The 24,126-nt window shown below is 65.9% G+C and carries 22 protein-coding genes and 1 pseudogene; 14 read left to right on the plus strand and 9 right to left on the minus strand.

Annotated features, from left to right (window positions below):
- From pepP to BCL93_RS13060, 3 genes are all read left to right on the plus strand, one after another.
- Complete coding sequence (gene pepP / locus BCL93_RS13050) at nt 1-1,338, plus strand: Xaa-Pro aminopeptidase (RefSeq protein ID WP_112055695.1); 1,338 nt, start codon at nt 1-3, stop codon at nt 1,336-1,338.
- Nucleotides 1,339-1,427: 89 nt separating this feature from the next.
- Entirely contained in the window at nt 1,428-2,660 is a 1,233-nt protein-coding gene (ubiH, locus tag BCL93_RS13055) for a 2-octaprenyl-6-methoxyphenyl hydroxylase (protein WP_112055744.1), read from the plus strand.
- A gap of 90 nt (nt 2,661-2,750) precedes the next feature.
- Nucleotides 2,751-4,001, plus strand: a complete 1,251-nt coding sequence (locus BCL93_RS13060; RefSeq protein ID WP_112055745.1) for a UbiH/UbiF/VisC/COQ6 family ubiquinone biosynthesis hydroxylase — start codon at nt 2,751-2,753, stop codon at nt 3,999-4,001.
- Nucleotides 4,002-4,273: 272 nt separating this feature from the next.
- Here BCL93_RS13060 and BCL93_RS13065 read toward each other — a convergent pair whose 3' ends face one another.
- From BCL93_RS13065 to gpmI, 3 genes are all read right to left on the minus strand, one after another.
- Nucleotides 4,274-5,581: a S41 family peptidase gene (locus BCL93_RS13065; RefSeq protein WP_112055696.1), complete on the minus strand. Its 1,308-nt coding sequence runs from the start codon at nt 5,579-5,581 to the stop codon at nt 4,274-4,276.
- A gap of 77 nt (nt 5,582-5,658) precedes the next feature.
- Nucleotides 5,659-6,936, minus strand: coding sequence for a murein hydrolase activator EnvC family protein (locus tag BCL93_RS13070; RefSeq protein WP_258396538.1), 1,278 nt, complete (start codon nt 6,934-6,936; stop codon nt 5,659-5,661).
- Nucleotides 6,933-8,504 (minus strand): 2,3-bisphosphoglycerate-independent phosphoglycerate mutase, encoded by a 1,572-nt coding sequence (gene gpmI / locus BCL93_RS13075; RefSeq protein WP_112055698.1) that lies wholly within the window; start codon nt 8,502-8,504, stop codon nt 6,933-6,935. The genes BCL93_RS13070 and gpmI overlap by 4 nt, the downstream gene beginning before the upstream one ends.
- A 241-nt stretch (nt 8,505-8,745) precedes the next feature.
- On the opposite strand from gpmI, the gene BCL93_RS13080 reads away from it, so the two are divergent.
- From BCL93_RS13080 to ruvX, 8 genes are all read left to right on the plus strand, one after another.
- On the plus strand, nt 8,746-9,168 hold the full coding sequence (locus tag BCL93_RS13080) for a rhodanese-like domain-containing protein (RefSeq protein ID WP_112055699.1): 423 nt from the start codon (nt 8,746-8,748) through the stop codon (nt 9,166-9,168).
- Nucleotides 9,169-9,228: 60 nt separating this feature from the next.
- Nucleotides 9,229-9,738 (plus strand): protein-export chaperone SecB, encoded by a 510-nt coding sequence (secB, locus tag BCL93_RS13085; RefSeq protein WP_112055700.1) that lies wholly within the window; start codon nt 9,229-9,231, stop codon nt 9,736-9,738.
- A 27-nt stretch (nt 9,739-9,765) separates the two neighbouring features.
- Nucleotides 9,766-10,500, plus strand: a complete 735-nt coding sequence (locus tag BCL93_RS13090) for a 16S rRNA (uracil(1498)-N(3))-methyltransferase (protein ID WP_112055701.1) — start codon at nt 9,766-9,768, stop codon at nt 10,498-10,500.
- Between the two features lie 145 nt (nt 10,501-10,645).
- A complete protein-coding gene (locus BCL93_RS13095) occupies nt 10,646-11,419 on the plus strand; it encodes a CvfB family protein (RefSeq protein ID WP_112055702.1) in 774 nt (257 codons plus the stop codon).
- Between the two features lie 148 nt (nt 11,420-11,567).
- A complete protein-coding gene (gene gshB / locus BCL93_RS13100; protein ID WP_112055746.1) occupies nt 11,568-12,575 on the plus strand; it encodes a glutathione synthase in 1,008 nt (335 codons plus the stop codon).
- A gap of 10 nt (nt 12,576-12,585) precedes the next feature.
- The gene (locus BCL93_RS13105) at nt 12,586-13,536 is read left to right on the plus strand and encodes an energy transducer TonB (RefSeq protein ID WP_112055703.1); all 951 of its coding nucleotides are present in this window, start codon (nt 12,586-12,588) and stop codon (nt 13,534-13,536) included.
- 14 nt (nt 13,537-13,550) lie between these two features.
- Complete coding sequence (locus tag BCL93_RS13110; protein WP_112055704.1) at nt 13,551-14,108, plus strand: YqgE/AlgH family protein; 558 nt, start codon at nt 13,551-13,553, stop codon at nt 14,106-14,108.
- Nucleotides 14,108-14,563, plus strand: coding sequence for a Holliday junction resolvase RuvX (gene ruvX / locus BCL93_RS13115; RefSeq protein ID WP_112055705.1), 456 nt, complete (start codon nt 14,108-14,110; stop codon nt 14,561-14,563). Before BCL93_RS13110 ends, ruvX begins: the two co-directional genes overlap by 1 nt.
- A gap of 95 nt (nt 14,564-14,658) precedes the next feature.
- Here ruvX and BCL93_RS13120 read toward each other — a convergent pair whose 3' ends face one another.
- The 3 genes from BCL93_RS13120 to uraD all read right to left on the minus strand — a co-directional run bounded on the left by BCL93_RS13120 (nt 14,659) and on the right by uraD (nt 17,322).
- On the minus strand, nt 14,659-15,690 hold the full coding sequence (locus BCL93_RS13120) for an aspartate carbamoyltransferase (protein ID WP_112055706.1): 1,032 nt from the start codon (nt 15,688-15,690) through the stop codon (nt 14,659-14,661).
- A gap of 114 nt (nt 15,691-15,804) precedes the next feature.
- Nucleotides 15,805-16,650 (minus strand): IclR family transcriptional regulator, encoded by an 846-nt coding sequence (locus BCL93_RS13125; protein WP_112055707.1) that lies wholly within the window; start codon nt 16,648-16,650, stop codon nt 15,805-15,807.
- 123 nt (nt 16,651-16,773) lie between these two features.
- Entirely contained in the window at nt 16,774-17,322 is a 549-nt protein-coding gene (uraD, locus tag BCL93_RS13130; protein WP_112055708.1) for a 2-oxo-4-hydroxy-4-carboxy-5-ureidoimidazoline decarboxylase, read from the minus strand.
- Between the two features lie 96 nt (nt 17,323-17,418).
- Between uraD and uraH the strand changes: the two genes are divergently transcribed.
- The 3 genes from uraH (at nt 17,419) to BCL93_RS13145 (ending at nt 19,816) form a co-directional block, all read left to right on the plus strand.
- On the plus strand, nt 17,419-17,769 hold the full coding sequence (uraH, locus tag BCL93_RS13135) for a hydroxyisourate hydrolase (protein ID WP_112055709.1): 351 nt from the start codon (nt 17,419-17,421) through the stop codon (nt 17,767-17,769).
- Nucleotides 17,770-17,790: 21 nt separating this feature from the next.
- Nucleotides 17,791-18,993, plus strand: coding sequence for a urate hydroxylase PuuD (locus BCL93_RS13140; protein ID WP_112055710.1), 1,203 nt, complete (start codon nt 17,791-17,793; stop codon nt 18,991-18,993).
- A gap of 73 nt (nt 18,994-19,066) precedes the next feature.
- The gene (locus tag BCL93_RS13145; protein WP_112055711.1) at nt 19,067-19,816 is read left to right on the plus strand and encodes a GntR family transcriptional regulator; all 750 of its coding nucleotides are present in this window, start codon (nt 19,067-19,069) and stop codon (nt 19,814-19,816) included.
- 84 nt (nt 19,817-19,900) lie between these two features.
- On the opposite strand, the gene BCL93_RS13150 is transcribed toward BCL93_RS13145, so the two are convergent.
- The 3 genes and pseudogenes from BCL93_RS13150 to BCL93_RS13160 form a co-directional block, all read right to left on the minus strand.
- A complete protein-coding gene (locus tag BCL93_RS13150; protein ID WP_112055712.1) occupies nt 19,901-21,352 on the minus strand; it encodes an NCS1 family nucleobase:cation symporter-1 in 1,452 nt (483 codons plus the stop codon).
- Nucleotides 21,353-21,459: 107 nt separating this feature from the next.
- Nucleotides 21,460-22,784 (minus strand): annotated as a pseudogene (locus tag BCL93_RS13155) (NCS1 family transporter).
- 232 nt (nt 22,785-23,016) lie between these two features.
- Nucleotides 23,017-23,760, minus strand: coding sequence for an aspartate/glutamate racemase family protein (locus tag BCL93_RS13160; protein WP_112055713.1), 744 nt, complete (start codon nt 23,758-23,760; stop codon nt 23,017-23,019).
- Nucleotides 23,761-24,126 lie beyond the last annotated feature (366 nt).

Here is a 24,126-nt window from a genome sequence, read left to right on the forward strand (position 1 = left end):
ATGTCACCCGAAATGCTTCCCCGCCCGGCCGCCATCGGCCGGGACGAGTATCGCCAGCGCTGCCAGACCCTGATGGCCGCCCTCCCCTCGCAGAGCGCCGTATTGCTGCCTGCGGCAAGCCTTACAACGCGCAGCAATGACAGCGACTATCCCTTTCGCCAGCGCAGTGATTTCCATTATCTGACCGGTTTCCCCGAGCCCGATGCTCTGCTGCTGTTGCTGCCCGGGCGTGAAGCCGGCGAAAGCGTGCTGTTCTGTCAGGAGCGCAACCCAGCCATCGAGGCCTGGACCGGCATCCGCTTTGGCATCGAAGGGGCGCTGGCCCACTTTGCCATCGACGAGGCTTTCGAGAACCCGGTGCGGGTCGAGCATCTCGCCGAGTTGATCGATGGCCGCGAGACGCTGTACCTGCTGCTCGACGACGCCGAGAGCCTGGCGCTTGCCGATGAGGTGCGCAGTGAGCTCAAGGGCCGCGCCCGGCGCGGCGCCATCGCTCCGCAGGCTCTGGCCGACCTGGCCCCGCTGCTGCACGAGCAGCGTCTGGCCAAGAGCGAGGCCGAGCTCGCCCTGCTGCGCCACGCCGGCGAGGTCTCGGCGCAGGCCCATGTGCGCGCCATGCGTACCGCCCGTCCTGGCCTTCATGAGTATCACCTGCAGGCCGAGCTTGAACATGAGTTCCGCTGGCAGGGCGCCCAGGGTCCGGCCTACGACAGCATCGTGGGTGGCGGTGCCAACGCTTGCGTGCTGCACTACATAGAGAACCACGATCCGCTTGAGGACGGTGAACTGGTGCTGATCGATGCCGGCGCCGAGTTCGATCTCTATGCCGGCGACATCACCCGCACCTTCCCGGTCAACGGCCGCTTCTCAAGCGCCCAGCGCCAGCTCTACGACATCGTGCTGGCGGCCCAGGAGCGTGCCATCGAGGCCGTGACGCCCGGCGCCACCCTGGCCGCCATCCACCAGGGCGTGGTACGTGACCTGTCACGCGGGCTGGTGGAGCTTGGCCTGCTCGAGGGTGATCTCGAGGCGGTGGTCAGCGAAGAGCGCTACAAGCGCTTTTACCTGCATTCTACCTCCCACTGGCTAGGCCTGGATGTGCACGACGTGGGCAGCTACCGCCGCGATGGCGAGCCTCGCCCGCTGGTGCCCGGCATGGTACTGACCGTGGAACCCGGCCTCTACATTCCCGACGACGAGGACATTCCCGAGGCCTTCCGCGGCATCGGCATCCGCATCGAGGACGATGTGGCGGTGACCGCCGACGGCCACGAGGTGCTGACCGCCGGAGTGCCCAAGCGGGTAGCAGAGATCGAAGCCCTGATGGCCAAGGAATGATCAGCGCCAGCGGCCGACAAGACTGCCTTACGTAATTTACGTAAAGGCGTGATTTTCTTTACGTTGAGCGAAAGCGAATGCAAGAGCGCATGACCCAAGACGCCCGCAAAACGCAGGATAGGCCGTGTCAGCGGGTCGATATCGCCATCGTCGGCGGCGGCCTGGTGGGGGCGAGCCTGGCCTGTGCCCTGGCGCCCCTGATCGAGCGGTCGGGGCTTAACGTGGCGGTGATCGAGGCCAATCCTCTGCCCGACCTCGATGAGACGGCCTATCAGCCGAGCTTCGATGCCCGGGCCAGCGCTATCGCCCAGGGCTCTCGAGATCGCTTCGAGGCGCTGGGGCTATGGACGGCGATGGCCGAGGAGGCCGAGCCGATCCGCCGCATTCATGTCAGCGAGCGTGGTCGGCTGGGGGCCACCCGGCTGAATGCCGAGGAGTTCGGCGTCGAGGCGCTGGGCTATGTGCTGCCCAATGCCTGGATGGGCCGAGTGCTGCATCAGCGGCTCGGTGAGCTGTCCCTTGATTGGCACTGCCCGGCGCGGGTGACCTCGATCAGCCCGCAGGATGGCGGCCATCGGCTTGAGCTGGATGATGGCAGCCGGATCGAGGCGGGCCTGACGGTGCTGGCCGATGGCGGCCGTTCAGGGCTCAAGGAGCGGCTTGGCATCGAGAGCCGGCACGAGGCCTATGATCAGGTGGCGGTGATCGCCAACCTGGAGGTCAGCCGATCCCACGACGGCGTAGCGTTTGAGCGCTTCACCCCCGAGGGGCCTCTGGCGCTGCTGCCGCTGTCCGGCCAGCGTATGGAGCTGGTGTGGACCCATCAGGGAGGCGCCGAGGCGGAGACCCTGGCCGCCAGCGACGGCGACTTCCTGGCGCGTCTACAGCAGGCCTTCGGCGATCGGGCCGGTCACTTTCGCCGGGTCGGCAAGCGCCACGCCTATCCGCTGTCGCTGGTCACTGCCACCGAGCAGGTGCGGCCCGGTCTTGCGGTGCTCGGCAACGCTGCCCATGCCCTGCATCCGGTGGCCGGTCAGGGCTTCAACCTGGCGCTGCGCGGCGTGATGGATCTGGTGGCCGCCCTCGAGGCAGGACTGGAGGCCGGCCGCGCGCCGGGCGATATGGCCACCCTGCAGGCTTTCGAGGCCCAGCGCGCCGCCGACCGTCACAGCGTCACCCGCTTCAGCGATGGCCTGATCCGGCTGTTCGGCGTTGACCACCCGCTGCTCTCGCATGCCCGGGCAGCGGGACTGATCGGCCTTAATCTGGCGGGGCCATTGCGCCGGGCCCTGGGGCGTCGGGCCATGGGGCGCGAACGCTGACACGCTGCGATGGAGGCTCACGCAAGGTCATCACGCAGGGCTGTCATGCAGGGCCGTCAGGCCGGGGCACAGGAAACACGGGAGAACGAGATGCAGCAACAGCAAGGCACGCCCGATGAGGCGATCATTGTCGGCGCCGGCATGGTGGGCGCGACCCTGGCGGTGCTGCTGGGCCAGGCTGGCGTCGCGGTGCGACTGCTCGATGCACGCCCGGCCAGCTTGCCCGACGACACGGCCGGCCGTGGCCGGCCTGGCCTCAGAGTCAGCGCCCTGACGCCGGTCTCCCAGCGGCTGCTGGAAGGCCTCGGGGTCTGGCCGGCGATGGCCGAGCGCCGTTTGTCGCCCTATACCGCCATGCAGGTGTGGGACGCCGAAGGCAGTGGCGAAATTCGCTTCAGCGCCGATCAGGCCGGCGTGCCGGTACTTGGCCATATCGTCGAGAATGACGTCACTCAGGCCGCCCTGGAGGCGCGCCTCGCCTCCCTGCCCAACGTGCGATGCGAGGCCGAGGCGCGTGTGGTTGCCCTCGAGGAGACCCATCAGGGACGTCAGCCACGGCGTGAGCTGCTGCTGGAAGACGGCCGCCGGCTCAGCGCGCCGCTGGTGGTGGCCGCAGACGGCGCCCGCTCACCGCTTCGCGAACGGGCGGGCATCGAGACGGTGTCCCGGGAGACCGGTCATGTCGCCGTGATCACCACCGTGCGGCTCGGGCGTTCGCATGGCGGCGTGGCTCGCCAGGCCTTTCTCGCCACCGGGCCCCTGGCCTTTCTGCCGCTGCGCATCGAGGGTCGCGATGATCACTGCTCGATCGTCTGGTCGACCAGCCCCGATGAAGCCGCAAGGCTGACGCGTCTATCGCCCGACGCGCTGGGCGAGGAGCTGGCGGCGGCCATCAACCATCGGCTTGGCGTGGTCACACCCATCGATCGCGCGGTCAGCGTGGCGCTGACCCAGCGCCACGCGCGTGACTACGTGCAGCCGGGGTTGGCGCTGGTCGGCGATGCCGCCCACAGCATCCACCCGCTGGCCGGTCAGGGGGTCAATCTGGGGCTGATGGACGTCGCCGTGTTGGCCGAGGAACTGCTGGCCGCCCGCGAGCGGGGTGTGCCGATGGGAGACGAGCGAATCCTCGCCCGCTATGCCCGGCGCCGGCGCGGTGACAACGCCAGCATGCTGATGTTGATGGATGGCTTCCGTCTGCTGTTCGGGGCGCGCCAGCCCGCACTGACCCTGGCTCGCAATCTGGGGCTTGCCGGCATCGACCGGCTGACGCCTCTCAAACGCGTGATGATGCGCCAGGCGATCGGTGAGCGCGGCCGCCTGCCCGCCAGCTGCCGCTGATGCACCGGGCGGGGACCGACCGCTCGCAGGCTATCCGCATGCGGCCTATCTGCACGCTATCTGGGCGTGGCCCAAGTGTGGGGCTCTGCTGAGGGTCGATAGGTGTACTAGGGGGCGGCAGTAACTTTAGAGGGCCAGAATTTAGAGGGGCCAGAATTTAGAGGGGCAAAAAACGGGGCGCATCAACTGGCTGTCGATGCGCCCCGTTCTTTATAGGGAGACTCTCTTCGGCGACGCTCTTGGGCGAGTGCCTTTGGGTTATCGCTTTCGACCTAGCGCTCGGCCCTGGGGCCAAGCACATTGAGTGCCTTGAGCAGGTTCAGCGCTTCGCTGAGCTGATAGTCGTCGCGCACCTTGGGCGAGGTCTCTGCCGCGGCGTTGCTATCGCCGCTGCCCTTGAGATGCCCGGACAGGTCGGCTTCGCGCAACCGCTGAGCGTAGCCGTCGGCGACTTCCAGGCGTCCGCGCACTACCTGCACGTCGGGGCTGATGCCCAGCGCCTGGATCGAGCGGCCGTTGGGCGTGTAGTAGAGCGCGGTGGTCAGCTTCAGGCCGTCGCCGTTACCCAGCGGCATGATCTGCTGCACCGAGCCCTTGCCGAAGCTCTCTGTGCCCATGATCACCGCACGGCGCTGGTCCTGCAGGGCGCCGGCGACAATCTCCGAGGCCGAGGCGCTGCCGCCGTTGATCAGCACCACCATTGGCACGTCGGGGGCGGTGGTCTGGGCATGCGCCGAGAAGCTCATCTGGCTGTCGTCGAGCCGACCCTCGGTGTAGACGATCAGGCCCTGATCGACGAAGGCGTCGACCACCTCGACCGCCGCCTGCAGCACGCCGCCGGGGTTGTTGCGCAGATCCAGCACCAGGCCGTTCAGGGCGCCCTCCTGCTGCATGTCGGCAAGGGCGTCGTTGACCTGCTCGCCGGTGCTGCTCTGGAACTGGCTGATGCGGAGATAGCCATAGCCGGGCGTCAGCAGCTCGTGCTTGACGCTCTCGGTGCGAATCACCTGACGGGTCAGGGTCAGGTCGCGGGGTATGTTTTCGCCCTGACGCAGAATGGTGATGCGAATATCGCTGCCCGGCTCGCCGCGCATCAGCTCCACCGCTTCCTGCAGCGACAGGCCGTCGGTGGCGGTGTCATCGATACGCAAGATGGCGTCCTGTGACTGCAAGCCGGCTTTGGCCGCGGGGGTGTCGTCGATGGGTGAGATCACCATCAGCTGACCGTCGCGCATGCCGACTTCGATGCCGATGCCGCCGAACTCGCCTTCGGTGGTTTCCCTGAGGCTCTGGAATTCCTGCGGGTCGAGGTAGGTGGAATGCGGGTCCAGCTCGCTGAGCATGCCGCGCATGGCGTTATGCAACAGGGTGCTGTCATCGACCTCGTCGACGTAGGCGCGCTTGATGCGCTCGAAGACCTCGGCGAAGGTCTGGACGTCGGCGACCGGCAGGTCGTCGCCCGAGGTCTGGGCCTGCGCCTGAGCGGAAGCGGGCAGCGCCAGCAGGGCTGCGCACAGCCAGGCCGTGAGCCGGGTCGAGAAAAACCGGGTCGAAAACAATAGGGGGGCCTTGACGCGCATTCGGTCTCCGTCGCGGAACTGGGGGCAAGTGCCCAGCATAGCGTTACAGCGGGGCAGGAATCCATTGATAGAGGTGCCTAGCGTCGGGCGATCCAGGTCGAGGGGTCGATCGGCTCGCCGTTGCGGCGCACCGCAAAGTAGAGTGCCGGAGTGGTGCGGCCGCCACTTACGCCCACGGCGGCGATGGTCTGACCGACGGTCACAGCATCACCGGGGGAAACCGTGAAGTGCTGAAGGTGGGCGTGCAGGGTCATCACGCCGTCGCCATGATCGATGATCAACAGGTTACCGAAGCCGCGCATCCAGTCGGCGAAAACCACCCGTCCGGCATGCACCGCCTTGACCGGGCTGCCTGCCGCGGCCTTGATCAACAGGCCGTCGCGATCCACCCCTTCGCCGGCGCCGAAGCGCGATAACACCTGGCCTTGAGTCGGCCAGGGCAGATCGCCGCGGGTCGATTCGATAGCGGTGGTGGGTGGCGGACGCTTGAGCGCGGCGAGCCGGTCGCGGACGTCGCCTAACACCTGCTCGGCATTTTCCCGCTCTTCCTTGAGGCGCGCCTGCCGCGTGCGCCCGCGGCTGATATCGGCATCGAGCTCGCTGAGCAGTGCCTCGCGCTCGGTGCGACGCGAGGCCAGCGTCTGGCTGCGCGCTTCGACTTCCTCGCGCACCCTAGCCAACTGATCGATCTGAGTGGTCAGGGCCTGGCGGTTGTCGGCAAGCTTCGCATCCAGCGTCGCGAGCTCGTCCAGACGAGCCTTGCGGGCGCGTGACAGGTGATTGAGATAGGTCTGCAGGCGATCCAGCCGCGTCGGGTCGTCCTGGTTGAGCAGCAGCTTGAGCTCGGGGGTGACGCCGAGGCGATAAAGGGCGTCGAGCTGTTTGGCGAGGGCCGCCTCCTGGGCACGGCGCTCGCCTTCAAGAATATCCCGACGGTCCTCTAGATCGGCGATGTCATCGTCCAGCGAGCGTCGCTCGGCCTGCAGCTCATCCAGCCGGCGGTGAGTGGCGGCCAGCGCCGTCTCCACTTCGGAAAGCGATTCGGCGGCATCGTCGCGGGCCTCGCGGCGGCCGGAGAGTTCGCGCTCCAGGGCCTGAATATCCTTGGCCAGGGCGTCCACGCGCGCCTTGGCCGCCTCCTCGTCGGGGGCGGCCAGGGCGGGCGTGACCAGGTCAATGGCCGGGCCAGCGCTCAGGGCATAGGTCAGGCCACAGGTCATCAGCAGCGTTAACCCGGCCCGGGGCATCGCCGACAGGGCGTCGGTGAGCCGGGCCGGGACAAGCCGCCCCGCCGTCCAGGACGGGGAGCGGCGGGAGCTGGCTGACGAAGCGGCTTCGGGATGCGGCGGGGTCACGACAGTTCGGTGAGGACCTGGCCTGTCATTTCCTCGGGGATAGCCTCGCCCATCATGGTCAGAAGGCTCGGTGCCAGGTCGCACAGCCGGCCATCTTCGCGCAGCTTGGCCTTCCGCTTGGTGACCCAGATCAGCGGCACTTCGCATGTGGTGTGAGCGGTCTGCGGCGCACCGGTCTCCGGATTGACCATCTGCTCGGCATTGCCGTGGTCGGCGGTGATCAGGCACTCGCCGCCGACGCGCTCCAGGGCCTCGACCACGCGGCCGACGCAGGCGTCCACGGCCTCGATGGCCTTGACCGCGGCATCGAACTTGCCGGTATGGCCGACCATGTCGCCGTTGGCATAGTTGCACACGATCAGGTCATAGGTGCCGCCGTCGATGGCTTCGACCAGCTTGTCGGTGACCTCGACCGCGCTCATCTCGGGCTTCTCGTCGTAGGTCTTGACGTCCTGAGGCGAGGGAATCAGCTCGCGGGTCTCGCCGCTGTAGGGCTCCTCGCGACCGCCGGAGAAGAAGAAGGTCACGTGGGCATACTTCTCGGTTTCGGCGATGCGCAGCTGCTTCATATCGCGCTTGGCGATGACCTCTCCCAGGGTGTTGGTAAGCTCTGCGGGTGGGAAGGCGGCAGGCGTCGGAATGTCGGCGGCATACTGGGTCAGCATCACCAGGCCGTCGCCGGCAAGCGTGGGGCGTGCCTGGCGGGTGAAGCCGGAGAAGTCATCTTCGGCGAAGGCCCGCGTCAGTTCCCGGGCGCGGTCGGCGCGGAAGTTCATGAAGATCGCCGCATCGCCGTCGGCCATCACCACCGGCTCACCCTGGGGGCGGATACTGGTGGCGTCGACGAACTCGTCGGTCTCGCCACGATCATAGGCGGCGGCGAGGCCCTCGACCGCACTGGCGGCAACATGCTCGCCCACGCCTTCGGTGGCCACCCGGTAGGCCTTCTCGACGCGGTCCCAGCGGTTGTCGCGGTCCATGGCGTAGTAGCGGCCGACCAGCGAGGCGATGAAGCCATTGCCCTCGCCGACCAGCTCGGCGAGCCTTGCGTCGGCGCGCTCGATCGAGGCCTTGGCGCTTTGCGGCGCGGTATCGCGGCCGTCGAGGAAGGCGTGCAGATAGATCTGCTTGGCGCCACGGGCAGCGGCCAGCTCGGCCGCGGCCAGGATGTGATCCTCGTGGCTGTGGACGCCGCCGGGCGACAACAGCCCCATCAGGTGCACGGCGCGACCGGCCTTGACGGCGGCATCGATCGGCGCGATCAGAGTGGCGTTTTCCTTGAGGGTATCGTCCTCGATGGCCTTGGTGATCCGGGTGAAGTCCTGATAGACGACGCGGCCGGCCCCCAGGTTCATGTGGCCGACCTCGGAGTTGCCCATCTGGCCCTCGGGCAGGCCGACATACTTGCCGTCGGTATGGATCAGGCTATGCGGATAGTCCCTGGCCAGGCGGTCCATCACTGGCGTGTTGGCGGCGGCGATGGCATTCGATTCCAGCGAATCGCTGTGGCCATAGCCATCAAGGATGATCAGGGCCACCGGGCGCGGGCGGGAGTTGGCATCGGACATGAAAAGGCCTCGTTGGTAAACGTCGGGGATTCCCCGGTCGGCGGTGCCGGCCCGGGGTCGCGACTCACGGCTCCTTGGGGCATCATATCCTAGGGCGGTGCACAACGTCAGCCGCTCGGGTGCCAGACGCGTCAGGATGCCTTGTGTATACTGGGCGCCGCCCCGGCGGCGGGGCATCCTGTGTTTCTCAACACCCGCGATTATCAACACCAGTGATTTCCAACGAGAGTGTCCCGGACCCATGATCGATCAGTTGTTCGAATTCGTGCAGAACCACGCGCTGCTGGCTGGCGCCTTCGTGATCGTGCTGGCGGCCTGGATCGCCTACGAAACCATGCAGAGTGGTCGTAGCGGCGTCGATGCCAGCGAAGCCACCCAGCTGATCAATCGTGAAGATGCAGTGGTTCTCGATATCCGCGATGCCAAGGACTTCAAGGAAGGCCATCTGGCCGGCGCCCGCAATATCCCCCAGAGCAAGCTCGACAATCGCCTCCATGAACTCGACAAGGTCAAGGACAAGCCGGTGATTGTGGTCTGCAAGCAGGGTCAGGCCTCCGGCACGGTGCTTACCAAGCTTCAGAATGCCGGCTTCACCCGGGCGCTCAAGCTCAAGGGCGGCATGGCCCAGTGGCAGGCGGACGGCCTGCCGATGGTGCGCAAGTAAACCGCTGCGCGCCGTCTTTATCACCCCATACCATCACGCACGCTTCAAGGAACTAAAGCCATGGCGGAAGACAACAACCAAACCACCGGTGGTGCCGAAGGTGCCGCCTCCGGCGAGCAGCAGAACCAGCCGCAGTTTTCCCTGCAACGCATCTACGTCAAGGACATCTCCTTCGAGTCGCCGAACTCGCCGGCGGTGTTCCAGCAGCCGTTCAAGCCCAAGGTCGGCCTCGATCTGAACACCACCAGCAGCCAGGTCGGCGAAGGCCTCTACGAGGTCGTGATCAAGGTTACCGCCCAGGTCTCCCACAGCGAGACCGGCAATACCTCGTTTCTCGCCGAAATCCAGCAGGCCGGTCTGTTCCGCATCGCCAACATCGAAGGCGCGCAGCTCGAGCACACCCTGGGGGCCTTCTGCCCCAACCTGCTGTTCCCCTATGCCCGCGAGTGCATCGACAACCTGGTCAATCGCGGTGGCTTCCCGCCGCTGATGCTGGCGCCGGTCAACTTCGAGGCGATGTACGCCCAGAAGAAGCAGCGCGAGGCTCAGGCCAGCGAGACCACCCAGTAAGATGTACTCGATCGTCGGAGAGCGGCCGTGAGCGGCCCGCGCATCCATGTCGCCGCCGGCCTCAGCGTCGGCGGCGAGCTGGTGTTGCCCGAGGGCCCGGCGCGTCATGTGGCGCTGGTGCTACGCCTCAAGGAAGGCGCGGCGCTGACGCTGTTTGACGGCGAGGGCCACGAAGCCGCTGCCGTGCTGGTGGAGGTCACCCGCAAGCGGGTGGTGGCGCGCCTCGAGTCGGTGACCCCCGGGCGCGGCGAATCGCCGCTCGGGGTGCATCTTGGCCAGGCGATCTCCAAGGGCGATCGCATGGACTACGCGATCCAGAAGGCGGTGGAGCTCGGGGTGGCGGCGATCACCCCGCTTTATACCGAGCACGGCGATGTGCGCCTCAAGGGCGACCGCGCGGCCAAGAAGCTGGCACATTGGCAGGCGGTGGCCGCCAGCGCCTGCGAGCAGTGTGGCCGTGCCACCCTGCCGCCAGTGCATGCGCCGATGGCGCTGGCCGACTGGCTTGCTGAGCGCGGCGAGCCGCTGCGCCTGGTGTTGCACCCGGCGACAGAAGGCGTCTTCGAGGCGGGTAGCCAGTCGTCAGCGCCTAAGACGGCAGCGCTGCTGATCGGCCCCGAGGGTGGGCTCTCGCCCCGCGAGGTCGACCATGCCCTGGCTGACGGCTTCACTCCGCTGACCCTGGGCCCGCGCATCCTGCGCACCGAGACCGCCCCTGTCGTGGCGCTCACGCTGCTGCAGCATCACTTCGGCGATCTCTAGTTCCGAGAAGCTAGCCCTGAGACACGCGAGTGTCGAACTGCTAGCTCTAGACGCGTTATCCGGTGCGCTATCCTCCTGGTGCGCCTTTCCGTCTCGTCAGCCCCGTTCATCATCGCCTCTCATCGTTATTTTTCAGGATATGCCCATGACCCGGTCTTCCAAGGATCGCCCCGACACCCGTGGCGCACGCGCCGCCCATCCCGTTGTCTCCACCCCCGCTGCCGATGCGCCGCTGGCCGAGGTCGGCCAGGTGGCTTATCTGGAAGTGGTGGCGGTCAACAACACCGGCGCCTTTCTCGGCTGGGGGCGCCCCAAGGACTTGCTGCTGCCCTTCAACGAGCAGCCCTACCGTCCCGCGGTCGGCAAACGGGTGCTGGTGATCATCTTCGAGGACGATCAGGGCCGGCCCACCGCCTCGATGCGCCTGGACGACTTCCTCCACGACAGCGTCGACGACGCCCTGCGCGAGGGTAGTCTGAGCGAGGACGCGGCGGGCGCCATGGCGACGGGGCGTGCGGTGACGCTGGTGATCGGTGATCGCACCGACCTGGGGCTCAAGGCGGTGGTCGACGACCGGATCTGGGGGCTTCTGTACCACGACGAGCTTCCGCGACAGGTGCGTCGTGGCGAGCGCCTGACCGGCTATGTGAAGCAGCGGCGTGAAGACGGCCGCCTCGACCTGTCGCTGATGCCGGCGGGCGTCGCCAAGCGCGACCTGGCTACCGACAAGGTGCTGGCGGCGCTCGACGAGGCTGGCGGCTTTCTCCCGCTGACCGACAAGAGCCCCGCGCCGGCGATCAAGGCACGCCTGGGCGTCAGCAAGAATGCCTTCAAGCAGGCCATTGGCGGCCTCTATAAGGCACGACAGATCACCCTTGAGGCCAACGGCATCCGCCGGCGCGAAGACGACCAACACTGATCCACAGAGGCCGCTTGCCAAAAGCGTCGACCTTGGTGCTGGCCGCGTTGCTGCGGCATACTGCGGCCATCATGCCCATAGCGGCATTCCCCCCTAGCCGAGAGCCGTCTTGATGAGCGAGCCGATGAACGCGCCGAAGAATGAGCCCATGAACGAGTCGATTGACACCCCCGGGAACACAGCACGGGGCGGTCGCGCCCTGAAGATCGGGGTGGTGATGGATCCTATTGCCGACATCACCTATAAGAAGGACACCACCATGGCCATGCTGTGGGCGGCCACTGCGCGCGGTGCCTCGCTTCACTACATGGAGCAGGAGGATCTCTACCTGCGCGACGGCCGCGCCCACGCCCGGCTTCGCGATCTCGAGGTCTTCCACGACCCCGAGGATTGGTATCGCCTCGGTGAGCCGGTGGCCACGCCGCTTGCCGAGCTCGACGTGATCCTGATGCGCAAGGACCCGCCGGTGGACGGCAACTTCCTCAATGCCGTGCATCTGCTGGGCTTCGCCGAGCGCGAGGGCGTGCTGGTGGTCAACCCGACCCGGGCACTGCTCGAATGCAACGAGAAGCTCTTCGCCCAGCAGTTCCCCCAGTGCTGCACGCCGACCCTGGTGTCCTGCAGCGAACCGGTACTGCGCGCCTTCCAGGCCGAGCATGGTGATGTCATCTTCAAGCCGCTGGACGGCATGGGCGGCAGCGGCATTTTTCACGTGCTCCCGGACGGGCGCAATATCGGCGCTATCCTCGAGACGCTCTCCGATCGCGGCCACCGCCAGATCATGGCCCAGCGCTATCTTCCCGAGATCAAGGACGGCGATACCCGCATCCTGCTGGTCGACGGCGAGCCGATTCCCTATGGTCTGGCCCGGGTGCCGATGGCCGGCGAAACTCGTGGCAATCTGGCCGCCGGCGGGCGCGGCGTCAGCCGTGAGCTGACCGCCCGCGATCACTGGCTTATCGAACAGGTGCAGCCGATGATTCGCGAGAAGGGGCTGCTGTTCGTTGGCCTCGATGTGATCGGCGATTACATCACCGAGATCAACGTGACCAGCCCCACCTGCGTGCGCGAGATTGACGACCAGCGCGGCACCGACATCGCCGGTACCCTGATGGACGCCATCGAGCGCCGCCTCGACGCCCACCGGGCCGGCTAGCGCCCTCGCCATGGCTTGGCTCGGCGATGTCGTCAGTGTGCCCTTCGGCGTGGCGTCTGATGATAGCCACGCCCCGGTCACCCGGGGCTATCGCCATGTGTTCGCCTGGGCGGTAGCGATCGGCCTGCACCTGATCTTGCTCGCCCTGGTGGCGGGCGTTTCGCTGCCTACACCGCCCGCGCCAGCATCGTCGCACAGCCTTGATGTGGTGCTGGTCAGCCGCCCGGCAGCGACGCCCGAGCGGGCCAGTGCCATCGCCGAGGCGGCGCAGGAGGCCGCACGCCTCGACACCGCGGCTGAGACGGCGCCCGACCTTCTGCCTGAGGCGACGCCCGAGCCCGCCAACGCTTCCGCAACGCCCGAGCCGGCGTCCGCGAAACGCTTAGCCGAGCAGGTTGCCGCGCCTTCCCCCGAGCCCGTCGCCGAACCTGAACCGGCGCCTGACGCCGAGCCTGAGCCCTTGGTGGCCGCCGAACCGGTGAGTGAGCCGGTGAGTGAGCCGGTCGCTGAGCCCGTATCTGAGACTAAGGCGCCGTCTCTGTCCGGTCGCGAGCTGGCCGCCAGTGCCACCGCCTCGCTGCGAGAGCGCGACTTCGCCATGAGTGAGCAGCCCGCCGAGCTCGCCGACCAAGAACAGCAGGCCGCGAGGGAGGCCGCCGAGGCCCGCTACGTGGATGCCTGGACGCGGCGGGTGCAGGATTACGGCAACCGCTTCTACCCCGCGCCGCCTGACCTGGACGGTCAGTTGAAGGTGCGCGTGGTGATCGACCATCAGGGGCAGCTCCTGCAGGCAGAGGTGGTACAATCGTCGGGACATCCCGAACTCGACCAGGCGGCGCTGGATACCATTCGTGGTGCAGCACCTTACCGGCCCTTCGATCGTGGTATGGCCGGGCTCGACCGCCTGTCCATCAGCCGCATCTGGCGATTCGGCACCGGCAATGATTTCGGCGTGCGCTGACGCCCGGGAGGCCCATGCAAAGCTTGAAGCACCATTTTCTGCTGGCGATGCCCCACCTCGAAGATCCCAACTTCGCGGGCAGCCTGAGCTACCTGTGTGATCACGACGACAATGGCACCATGGGCGTGATCGTCAATCATCCTCTGGACATGAGCCTCGACGCCCTGTTCGAGCAGCTGGAGCTGGATGCCAGCGAGAGCCTGCATCGCAACGCCCCGGTCTATTACGGCGGCCCGGTCCATCAGGATCGCGGTTTCATCCTGCACCGCGGCTCCGCCAAGCCATGGGATTCCAGCATCCAAGTCGATAACGACATCGCCCTGACCACCTCGATGGACATGCTCAAGGCGCTGGCGGAAGGCCGCGGCCCCGACGACTTCCTGATCTGCCTGGGCTGCAGCGGCTGGGAGGCCGGCCAGCTCGAGGACGAGCTGAAGGACAACGCCTGGCTGACCGTCGAGGGTGATAGCCGCATTCTCTTCGACACCCCGTCGGAGCAGCGTCTTCACGCCGCCGCTGGCATCCTCGGCATCGACCTGAACCTGATGAGCCGCGAGGCAGGGCACTCCTGATGGCCAACCCAGGCGAACGGCTGATTCTGGCCTTCGACTTCGGCACCCGGCGCATCGGCGTGGCGGTAGGCAACGAGATGCTCAAAAGCGCCACGGCGCTGGAGCCGCTGCCGGCCCGGGACGGCATCCCCGACTGGGCGCAGGTCACGCGCCTGATCGAGGAGTGGCGCCCGGACCTGTTCGTGGTCGGCCTGCCGATCAACATGGACGACAGCGAGTCCGAGATGAGCACTCGTGCCCGCAAGTTCGGCAACCGGCTTTACGGGCGCTACGGTAAACCCTGCGAGATGGTCGACGAGCGCGGCTCCACCCGCGAGGCCAAGACCCTCGCCCGGGAGGCCGGCCACCGCGGCAACTACCGCGAGGAGAGCGTCGATGGCCTCGCCGCCGCGCTTATCCTCGAAGGCTGGTTCGCCCACGAGGAAGGCCTGCCTGGCGGGCGCACGACCGGCTGATACCGCAGCTTGTTTCTGACATGACTTGCCAAGACGACAACGGCCCGCTCACTGAGCGGGCCGTTGTCGTCTTGAGGTGTTGCGTCAGGCGGGTATCAGCCGCGCAGGTCGTCGACGCCGACGGTGTCGGGCACGAACCAGCGCACGTCGCGTAGATCCTTCTCGATCAGGTGATCGACCTCAAGCAAGGTGGCGAAGATCGCCATGCGCACAGGAATGCCGTTGTCGGTCTGGCGGAAGATCGCCAGGCGCGGGTCGCCGTTGAGATCCACGTCCAGGTCGTTGGCCTCGGGGCGGCTGTCGCGGGGCAGCGGGTGCATGACGATGGTGTCGCGGTGGCAGTAACGGTCCATGAAGGCGCGGTCGACGGTGAAGTCTCGCGACAGGCCGCCGAAACTCTCGCTCATCTCGGCGGTGAAGCGTTCCTTCTGGATGCGGGTGGTGTAGACCACGTCCAGATCGCTGAAATCGCTGGCCAGGCTCTCGCGGGTCTCGATCCGGTGCCCGCGATTGCTGACCAGGTCGGTCAGGTGATGCGGCATCTCGAGCCCCGGCGGGGCCACCAGGGTGATGCGCATCGGCTCGTACAGCGACAGCAGCTTGATCAGCGAGTGCACGGTGCGCCCGTACTTCAGGTCGCCGGTGAGCAGGATGTGGGCGCCGGCAAGCGACTTGCCGAGTCGGGTGAATTCCTTGTCGATGGTGTAGAGGTCGAGCAGCGCCTGGCTGGGGTGCTCGCCGGGGCCGTCGCCGCCGTTGATCACCGGCACGTTGGTGGCGCGGGCGAACTCGGCCACCGCGCCCTGCTCCGGGTGGCGCAGCACGATGGCGTCGCAGTAGCCGCTCATCACGCGGCTGGTGTCGTAAAGCGATTCGCCCTTGGCCATCGACGAGAAGGTGAAGCCGGTGGTGTCGCACACGCTGCCGCCGAGCCGGCTGAAGGCGGCGTGGAAGCTGACGCGGGTGCGGGTACTGGCCTCGAAGAACAGGTTGCCGAGCACCGCTCCCTCCAGAACGCGGGTGACCTTGCGGCGTTGGGCGATCGGCTCCATCAGCGCGGAGACGCGCATCAGGTGATCGACATCGTCGCGTGACAGGGAATCGACGGAGAGCAGGTGGGAACTCATCGCGGGCCTCGGATGACTGGATACGGTGAGCGCTAGTGTACTCCGCGTGGCGCCACGCTTCAGCCTCGCTGTATCGCGCCTGCGGCTCAGACCCGCTTACCTAGACTCGTTGATTTAGGCCCGGTCGTCGGGGCGCCGACCGCTGGGGCGCCGGCCGCCCAGCAGGGCGGTGATTTCGTCGGCCGCGTCACGCACTAGCTGGCCAAGCTCGTTGAGTCGCGCCTCGGGAATGCGGGCCATGGGCCCGGAAACCGAGATCGCCGCCAGCGGCCGGCCGTGTTCATCGTGAATGGCGGCGGCCACGCAGTGCAGGCCGATTGCATGCTCCTCGCGGTCGCAGGCAAAGCCCGCGCGACGAATCTCGGCCATGGCGGCCTCGAGGGCGGCGGGGGTATCCAGGCTATTGGGGGTAACACGCGGCAGGCCGTGGGCATCGCGGATGCGGCCCACCTCGGCCTCGGGCAGCCAGGCCAGCAGGGCCTTGCCGACGCCGGAGGCATGCATCGGCGCGCGTGAGCCAAGTCGCGTGATCATGCGCATCATCTGCGGCGACTCGGTCTGCGCCAGGAAGACCGCCTGGCCGTTGTCCTCGATGCCGAGGTTGGCGGACTCGCCGCTGGCGTCGGTCAGTCGGCGCAGGAAGGGCCGGGCGGTGGCGACCAGGTCGCGGGCCTCGAGGAAGGCGTTGCCGATGCGAAACGTCTTGACGTCGATGCGCCAGCGGCCGAGTTCCGCCTCCTGGGTGATGAAGCCCTGACCGTACAGGGCCTGCAGCAGCCGATGCGTGGTGGAGGGAGCGAGCTCCATGCGCGCGGCGATGTCTGAAAGCGCGAGCCCTTGGGGCTCAACGGCCAGCACCTCCAGAATGTTCAGTCCGCGCACCAGCGACTGGCTGTGGCCGCCGCCGCTCTTGCCCGTGCCGGCGGGGCGTCCCACCGTCTTGCGTTTGCCGTCTGTCACGCCGTGCTCCTCATGGCCTTCCTGGTCGGTTCACAGGATACCGCCTCGACGGTGGGCTGTCGTGAAAACGGAAAGGCCTTCCACCTTTTCACTAGATGAGGTCACGACAGGTTGTTACGGCTGCTACTCGTGCTCCGCGGCGCGGGATTCGAGCCGCAGTCGTGCGATGCGATGGATCTGGTCGATGGCCGTGCGGCGCTCCTCGTCCAGGGTGTTGTCGAGCCGGGCCTCGAAGGCCGCGAGGATGGCATGGCGATCCCGGCCCTTGACCGCGATCACGAAGGGAAAGGCGAAGCGCGCCTGGTAGGCCGCATTGAGGCGAGTAAAGCGCGCAAGCTCTGCGGGGGTGCACTGATCCAGCCCGGCGCCGGCCTGCTCCTTGAGCGAGTCGTCGGTGAGGGCGCCGGCCAGTGCCGCCTTGCCGGCGAGATCCGGGTGGGCGCGAATCACCGCGAGCTGACGGTCTTCATCCGCTGCATCGAGCACGGCGGCGAGGCGCCGGGCGAGGCCGTCGAGGTTATCCGCCCCCGGGCCGAGGCCCTGATCCCAGGCGGCCGCGGCGATCCAGGGCGAACACTCGTAGAGATCGCCGAAGCGGGCGAGGAAGGCCTCCCGGTCGAGGCGGCTGGGGCGAAGGTGCGTTGGCAGGGGAGCGGAGAAATGATCAGCCATGGCGACTCCTTTGCGCGGCGGCGGAAGATATGCGATACAGTAACTGTATACAATAATCAGGGACGAAACACGTCCCGACCACCCACAGGAGGTCTCATGGGGTATCTGACCACCCATGTGCTCGACACCGCCCGCGGATGCCCGGGCCAGGGCATCCGCCTCGAGCTCTTTCGCCTCGACGGCGAGTCCCGCACCCGCCTCACCGAGGCCGTGACCAACGCTGATGGCCGCTGCGATGCGCCGCTACTGGAGCGCGATGCCTTCACCGAGGGTGAATACGAACTGCTCTTTCATGCCGGTGATTATCTTCACGCGCTGGGCGAGCCGGCGTCGGGCGTCTTCCTCGAACGGATTCCGCTGCGCTTTCGGGTCGCCGACGCCGATGAGCACTACCACGTGCCGCTGCTGCTCTCGCCCTACGGCTATACCACCTACCGCGGCAGCTAACGCCCACCTCGAGAGATACTTATGGACTATCTTCACGACTGGGCCAACCTGCTGCTGCGCTGGGGCCATTTGATCGTCGGCGTGGCCTGGATCGGCGCTTCCTTCTACTTCAACTGGCTCGAGAACCACCTCGAGCGCCAGAACGCTTCCCTGGGCGACGGCGTGGCTGGCGAGCTATGGGCGATCCACGGTGGCGGCTTTTACCACCTGCAGAAGTACGAGCTGGCACCGCCGCGCCTGCCCGAGCCTCTGCACTGGTTCAAGTGGGAGGCCTACACCACCTTTCTGACCGGCTTTGCACTGCTGTGGGTGGTCTACTACCTGAACGCGGGTACCATGCTGCTGCCACCGGGCTCGGCGCTGGCACCCTGGCAGGGCGTACTGGTGGGGCTGGCGGTGATCTTCGGTACCTGGTTCGTCTATGACGCCCTGTGCCGAAGCCCCCTGGGGCGCCGCCCGGCGTGGCTGGCGCTTACCGGCTTTGCGCTGCTGATAGCGCTGACCTGGGCCCTGATGCAGGTCTTCAGCGGCCGCGCGGCCTACATCCATGTTGGTGCGGCGATCGGCACCTGCATGGTGGCCAACGTCTTCCGGGTGATCATCCCCGGTCAGAAAGCGCTGGTGAGTGCGATGCAGACCGGCGCCGAGCGAGACCCGGCTCACGGCCGCCATGCCCTGCTGCGCTCGCGGCACAATAACTACCTGACCCTGCCGGTGCTGTTTCTGATGATCAGCAACCACTACCCCATGACCTACGCCTCCGAGTGGGGCTGGCTGGTGCTGGCGGGGCTGATGGCGTTCAGCGTGCTGGTGCGTCACTACTTCAATATCCGCCATCTGTTCGGACGCAAGGTGTGGGTGCTGCCCGCTGCCGGTCTGGCGCTGGTGACGCTAATGGCGGCGATGGCGCCCGAGCCGGCCCCATCGTCTCTCGCGACGACCGGGACCGCCGAGAGCGCGGCCCCCGAAATCGCCTTCAGCGAGGTGTCCGCGATCATCGAGGAGCGCTGCGCGGGCTGCCATGCCGTCGTGCCGACCTTCGGGGGTTTTGCCGCCGCGCCTGCCGGCGTGCAACTGGACACCGGCGAGCAGATTCGCCGTCATCTCAAGGATATTCAGCGCGTCGCGGTCACCACTCACTACATGCCGCTTGGCAACGTCACCGGCATGACCGACGACGAGCGGGCGACCCTTGGCGCCTTTATCGAGCACTCGGCTCCTTGATGGCCGGTTTGCCCCGGCAAATCGTATACAATGACCGCTCTAGCAAGGGCAGTCTGCAGCGAGGAGTGAGGTCATGAACCAGCGCCAACGATGGCCCGAGGGCAAGCAAGGATCGGCCCCGAAGGCAGCGAAGCGCCGGGGCAAAGACGGTGATGGGGCCAAGCGCCACGAGACGATCTATCAGTCGATCAGCGACGCCATCATCGAGCATCGCCTGAGGCCGGGCGCCCGGCTAAGGGAGGATGCCCTGGCCGATGTCTTCGACATCAGCCGTACCGGTATCCGCAAGATTCTGCAGCGTCTCGCGCTCGAGGAGTTGGTGACGCTGACGCCGCGCCGCGGGGCCAGCGTGACGCGCCCTTCCGCCGATGAGGCCAAGGACGTCTTCGATGCCCGCCAGATGATCGAGTGTGGCCTGATGCCGGAGATTACCCGACGCATCACCCCCGAGGATGTCCGGGCGCTGCGTGACATGGCGACCCGCGAGCGTGAGGCGTTGCGAGCTGGCGAGCAGAGCACGGCCATCAAGCTCTCGGCGGCTTTCCATGGTCACCTGGCGGGGCTTTCCGGTAACGCCACCCTGGCGGCCTTCGTCGAGCGTCTATGCTCACGTTCCTCGCTGATTCTTGCGGTCTATGGCAATTCGGGCCACCTGGGCTGCGAATCCCATGATCACGATGACCTGGTGAGCTATTTGGAAAAGGGGAACGGCGAACGCGCTCAGGCGTTCATGGGGCGCCACCTAAAGGCCATCGAGGCCTCGCTCTCCATCCATAGCGAAGAGGATGGGGCGCCGGATCTCTACACGATATTTTCGCGCTGAGAGGCGGCTTGCTTTGGGTGCCATCAACATAAAAAGGCCCCCGCCGATGGCAGGGGCCTTTTTATGCGAGGGGTGAGTCGCTGATCAGCTGCTCACCACGCCCCGGTCGCTCTGTTTCCTCATCAGCAGGTAGTAGAAGCCTCCGCCCAGGGCAGCGCCAATCAGCCAGGCGTAGCCGCCCAGCGCTTCCAGGGGCGGCACCCAGACCGAGGAAACGGAGAACAGCGCGGCCAGGCCGAACGCTACCAGGGCACGCCGATTCCAGCCCTTCACGTAATGATAGGCGCCGTCGGGATCGCTCGAGAACATGTCCTGAATATCCAGCCGCTGTCGCTTCACCAGGTAATAGTCGACCACGATGATGCCGTAGAAGGGCGCGATCACGGCGCCGAGCGCATTGACGAAGCCAGCGATGCCAATCTGGCTGATCACGGCGACCCACAGGGCACCGACGAAGAAGGCGATCACGGCCGTGATCAGCCCGCCGATGCGAAAGCTGATCCTGCGCGGGAAGAGGTTGGCCAGGTCATAGGCCGGCGGAATGAAATTGGCCACCAGGTTGATGCCGACGGTAGCGGCGAAGAAGGTGATGGCGGCGAGAAGGGTCAGCGGCAGCGAGTCGACCCGCTCGATAATCTCAGAGGGGTTGGTCAGGGGCTCGCCGAACAGCACAAGAGTGCCGGCGGTGATGATCAGAGCGATAAAGGAGAAGATTGCCACGTTGAGCGGCAGTCCCAGCAGGTTGCCAAGCTTCATGTCGCGCTCGCTTCTGACAAAGCGCGAAAAGTCGCCGAAGTTGATCACCACCGCGGCGAAGTAGGCGATCATGGTGCCGGTGATCGTCAAAAAGGCGCCTATAGCGCTGCCCTGATAGTCGCTGCTGGCGCTGAAGACAGTGCCGATGGCGGGCAGCAGGTCGCTGCCGGCCTGAAACCAGACCACCAGCATCAGCACTACCATGACGCCATAGACCAGTGGTCCCGCCCAGTTGAGGAAGTGCTTGATCTTGTCGATGCCCTGCCAGAACAGGGCGATCTGGAAGAGCCAGACGATCACGAACGACAGCCAGCCGATGGCCGACATGCCTAGCCACTGCCCGCCTGGATCGCCGAACAGCGCCGTCAGCAGCAGCATCAGCGCCGTCGACGCGAAGTAGGTCTGCACCCCGTACCAGAAGATGCCGATGATGGCTCGCAGCATGGCCGGCAGGTTGGCGCCGCGGACGCCCATGCTGGCGCGGACCATCACCGGAAAAGGGATGCCGTATTTGACGCTGGGTCTGCCGCTCAGGTTGACCAGCCACATCACCACGAAGCCGGAAAGAATGATCGCCGCCATCACTGCCCAGCCGTTGAGGCCATAGGAGATGAACAGCGAGGCGGCCAGGGTATAGCCGAACAGACTCTGGATGTCGTTCGCCCACACATTGAATATCTCGAACCAGCCCCAGCTGCGCTTGCTCTTTGGCAGAGGGGCAAGGTCATCGTTGAAGAGCGTCCGGTCGATACGCCGGATGTTCAGTTCTGGATCGGTCATGATGAAGGCCCGTTGGAATTGTTGTTCAGGAAAGGCGCTCCGTTGCGGAGAGCCCTCTTCAGGAGGGTGTTGTTACCCTCCATGTCGTTAACCTTGATGTCATGACCTTAGCTGCAGAAACGCTGGCAGGGGACCAGTACTTCATCAGCAGGAAGTAGGTCAGGCCGGCAGGCACCAGGCTCGCGTACCAGGAGACGGAGGCGATGTTCAGGGCAACCACGGCGCCTACGGCCGTGGCGATCAGGGCGGCATAGTTGGTGCCGCGATAGGGCCCCTGTTCGTCATACAGCTTGGCAAGATCCAGGGTGCGGCGCCGGATCAAATAGTAGTCCACCACCAGGATGGCGAAGATCGGCCCCAGAAAGGCGGAGTAGGTCTGTACAAAGACCTGCAGGCCGGCGGCGGAATCATCCTTGACCAGTTCCCACGGGAAGGTGGCAAAGGCCAGCAGACCGACAATCACCGTGGCGGTGCGGAATTTAAGCTTGAAGGTATCCATCAGCACATAGGTCGGCGGCACCACATTATTGAGCACGTTGGTAGTGACCTGGGCAAAGGCGATGAATAGCAGGGTGGTCATCAGCAGCGGCGTGTTGTCTACCGCATTGGCGAACACCTGGATGGGGTCGGCGACACCGGTCGCCTCGGACACCATATAGCCGATCAGCCCCATGAACAGGGTGCAGGGCAATATCGACATGGCGTAGATGGTGGTCAGCAGCCCCGCCCCGGTGCCTTCCTTGTGCTCGCGGGCATAGTCGCTGACGTTGAGCATCATGGTGCTGTAGATACCCAGGAAGAGCATGGTGGCGCCCCAGAAGGGCATGCCCCAGGAGCCTTCGGTGCTCAGCATGCTGGCAGACAGCTCGTCGCCATAGCGCTGGACGGTGCTGTAAAACATGTAGACCAGCGCGACTAGAATGAAGGCGCTGCCGATGTTTTCCAGCCACTTGATGCCCTGGAAGCCCAGCACCGACAGGGCGATCTGCAACGACTGAAAGGCGATGAAGAAGAAGACCAGGTTGTCGAAGCCGAACAGGGTCGCCGAGACCATATTCAGGGCGCCGGCCCCGATCCAGCTCTGGAAGCCGTACCAGACGATGGCGGGCACGGCGCGAACCAGGCCCGGCAGCCGGGTGCCGCTGAAGCCGAAGGCACTGCGCGCCTGAACCATGAAGGGAATGCCGTACTTGTAGCCGGCCGCGCCGTTCAGGGCCAGCGCGATGCCGATCACGAAGCAGCCGATGGCGATCGCAAGCGTAGCCTGGACCAGGTTCAGCGTGCCGACCACGCTGGAGCCCATGGTGAAGGTGCCAATCGACACGCAGCCGCCGAACCAGGCCAGCAGATAGGAGGTGCGGCCCATGATGCGCGTCTTCTGAGGCGCCAGGGATTCGTCGCCTATCGCTTTGGCGGATGTGGGGTGTGACATGTCGTGGGGTGCAGTGGCCGAAGTGGCCTGGGCCCGCAGGGGCTCATGACTCATGGTGTTGTCCTCGCAAGAAGGTGATCACTGTTGTTGTTGTTCCGGCCGCTGGGCCGGGGTAACTCTTGCGGCGTGCTACTCGGGTTATATTTTTTTATGTGTTGCTATCTCTGGTGCTGACGGTCTTGCACGGGCTCGTTGTTGTTCGGCCCTAATGGCTGATGTCACTCGCTTGGGGTCATGTGAGAGTCATGTGAGACAGGTGTTCGAAGCGCCCGGTGAAGGCTTTGGGACGCGGGAAGGCCAGATCGCCGAACTTGCTGGTGCCCAGCCCCAGCCCCACCAGGGCCTCGGTGAGCTTGACCGCAGCGGTCACGCCCTCGACTACCGGCAGGCCGACGGCTTCGCTGATCTCGCCGGTTAGATCGGCCATGCCCCCGCAGCCCAGCACGATGGCGCCGATGCCGTCTTCGTCACGGGCACGTCGACACTCGTCGATGATGCGCGACAGCGCGGCCTCGCCCTGTTCTTCCAGGTCCAGCACCGGAATCTCCGCGGCTCTCACCCGCCGGCAGTGGTGGCGGAAGCCATAGCTCTCCAGGAGATGCTCGGCGATGATGCCGGTGCGCCCCAGGGTGGTGACGATGGAGAAGCGGGTGCTGATCAGCGAGGCCATGTGAAAGGCCGCCTCGGCGATGCCGATGACCGGGGCCCGTGTCAGCTCACGAGCGGCCAGCAGCCCCGGGTCACCGAAGCAGGCGATGATGTAGGCATCGACCTGCTCGCGCTCGCCGGCCATCACCTCCTCGAGCACGCCGACGGCGCTGATGGCTTCATCGAAGTGGCTCTCGATGGAAACCGGGCCACTCTCTGGGGTCGTGGCCATGATGTGGGTGCCCGGCGAGGCGATACGCGAGGCCGCCTCGCCGATGGTGGCGGTCATGGTCGCCGTGGTATTGGGGTTGATGACGCGAATCCGCATCGTGAAACGACTCCTGATAGGTCTTGAGAGCGTGTCTTGAGAACGTGTCTTGAGAGCGTTCGGTTGAGAAAGAGGCTCGAGTGGATGCGGCTTGTCTGGCGTTGGACCGGTGTTTCACCAGCAAGCAATATATTTTGTATACAAAAACCTAGGCGAAATTTTTCCGGGATGCAAGCAGGAGGGCCTAGCCAACGGCTGTCGCAGGTGCCCTGTCGGCGTCGAGAAGTTAAGACTTTTTTCTGCTATGGCAGTGTGTTGGCCTCTATATCGAGGTGGTGGTTGGATTGGTTTTTTCGAGTACAGAGCGTGATGCGGTAAGCGAGAGCGGGCCAGCCTGTTCTCCGCATCGCATTTTGGGGCAGGCTT

Origin of the sequence: Onishia taeanensis, assembly GCF_003268885.1 — a bacterium.
In the GTDB taxonomy this organism is placed as follows: Bacteria; Pseudomonadota; Gammaproteobacteria; order Pseudomonadales; family Halomonadaceae; genus Onishia; species Onishia taeanensis_A.